This window comes from Shewanella sp. SG41-4 (assembly GCF_014164505.1).
In the GTDB taxonomy this organism is placed as follows: domain Bacteria; phylum Pseudomonadota; class Gammaproteobacteria; order Enterobacterales; family Shewanellaceae; genus Shewanella.
In genome coordinates this window covers 1-2,205 of record NZ_JACJFI010000454.1, presented here as the reverse complement: position 1 = coordinate 2,205, position 2,205 = coordinate 1, and the positions used below count along the sequence as shown (strand labels likewise).

Annotated in this window: 2 protein-coding genes; both read right to left on the bottom strand. The window is 40.6% G+C overall.

Going from position 1 to position 2,205, the window contains the following annotated elements; translation table 11 throughout:
- Window positions 1-1,101: tyrosine-type recombinase/integrase (locus H5202_RS20995; RefSeq protein ID WP_182773769.1), on the bottom strand; the 1,101-nt coding region annotated here is incomplete at its 3' end.
- 515 nt (window positions 1,102-1,616) lie between these two features.
- On the bottom strand, window positions 1,617-2,205 hold a 589-nt coding region (locus tag H5202_RS20990; RefSeq protein WP_182773768.1), incomplete at its 5' end, for a GGDEF domain-containing protein.

Here is a 2,205-nt window from a genome sequence, read left to right as displayed (position 1 = left end):
CCTAATATCACGGGGAACAAAGTGCTTAGCATCAGGGCGAGCCTTTCGATAACGGTCAAGGCTTTGTGATAACGAATAGAGTCTCAAGTGTTGAGTGTGATCAAACCGATGAGGGAAAATAAATGGATTTAATGGATCTCGTTCAGCGTAAAGCTGTTCAAGTATCTTTATTGCAGAATCAACTAGCGGTAATAGGTGAGCACGTTTGTTTTTAGATACATCAGCAATAATTTCAAGCGTGGCTTCGTTCCAGTTAATAGCATCCCATCGGCTAGCGGCTAGCTCGTAAGGACGTTGCCCACCAGTATAAAAACAAAGTTGGATTAGTTTTGCTACATGCAAGCCCATCTTAAAACCTTCACGGTTTTCAAGCGTATTTAACAATTCGCGTGTTTCGTCAAAAGTGAGGTAATTCTCACCTACGCTTTCGGCTGCTGTTTGCTTTGGTATAGCTGATACAGGATTAAAGACAATACCAAATAAAACGTCACTACCAATCTTTGCAGGATCATTATCATGCTTTAATCCATAATTGAAAGCAGCACTAAGATAAGAACGAACACGATTACTCTGTACCGCTGCCCCCCTTCTAATTATCGGACCTAAAACTGATTTAATATCATCAACTGTCACATCTTTAGCTTTAGTATCAGGCTTAATAATAGGATAAATTTCTTTTTCTAATACCGCTAATACAGCTTTATATGTGCGCTTGCCGTCTAACTGCATTTGCTGCGTATAGCCTTCAAACAACTGCCCTAAGCTACCTTTTTTAGCTTCAATTCTAAGTTCTGCTTCTTCTTTAGTTTTAGCCTTTTCTATCTCAACTTTCGGATCTATGCCTTGCTTCACCATACCCGCTAATGGTTGTGCTATTTCACGGGCACTCGCCAAAGACATAGATGGATAGCGGCCTAATTGTACATATTGGCGCTTACTGTCTAATTGGTATTTAAACGCAAAAACTTTAGCGCCAGAAGGATAGACTGCAATAACCAAGCGACCAGCACCGCGCTCGCGCGATGAGTCAATCAGTTCATATTTATTAGCTTTAGGTTGAGCGCCTTTGACTTCGCGTTCGGTAAGGGCTTTTGTTGTCATTGCATGGCCTTGAGTTAAAGCCTTGCCAAGTCAAAAGGGTTACAGGTGACGTAACGGGTGACGTAGTGACAAGACTCAATGAGATATAACGAAACAATACAAGACTTACGACCATCAATCAAACCCTTGCTACACTTAGCTTTTATGTCTCATTAGATTATTTTATCATCTCAAGATATCTCATCATTATCTCGACTCATAATCGTCAGGTCCCCAGTTCGAGTCTGGGAGGGGCCACCAATTCTGATAAGCCGTAGTAGGTTAATACCTACTACGGCTTTTTCATTTTATGGACTATTGGGTGTTGTAGCAAATACTTAAATGAAAGTCAGAAATTTGAATCAGCTTGTCATTTTTGATAGTTATGCAAATCAAGAACCATCAAATAACTCCACGATAAGCGCTTATAACGCTCTTGAACGATCTGCGGATGCATTAGAGGATAGCCATTCCTCTTAAGTAAAAACCAAGGTAACTAATTTAAGCTTCGCTATCGTATATGCCTCAGCTTCTTTCTAGCCAATAATGTCATCTGCTACTATCTTGTTTCGACCCGAACCTTTGGCTTGGTACAAAGCACTATCAGCTCTTTGGAACCACTCTTTAAAAGGCTCTTCAACACGAAGAGTAGCCATGCCAGCACTAAAGGTTAACTTTTCGACTGGCGAAAAGCTCATCTGTGAGATTTTTTGACGAACCTCTTCAATATGTTTAAACACCATAGTCGAAGTCGCTTCTGGTATTAAAATGACAAACTCTTCTCCCCCCCAGCGACAGATGAGATTTTCTCTGCGCATATTTACAGACAGTTCATCCGCAAAACGGCACAAAATATCATCACCGACATTGTGGCCAAACTCATCATTAATCTTTTTGAAATGATCTATGTCTAAGATCACCAGAGTGACAGGAAAATGATGTCGCTTAGCGCGGGAGATCTCTTTATCAACCAGAGCACTAAAGGCCCGACGATTATAAAGCAAGGTTAACGGGTCTTTAGAGGCAAGCTGTTCAAGCTTTTCATTTTGCTGATTAAGCAGTAAATTTTTGTCGGTGATTTCTTGTGTTCGATGATTGACCATTTGTTCTAAATGGGTAGTGTGT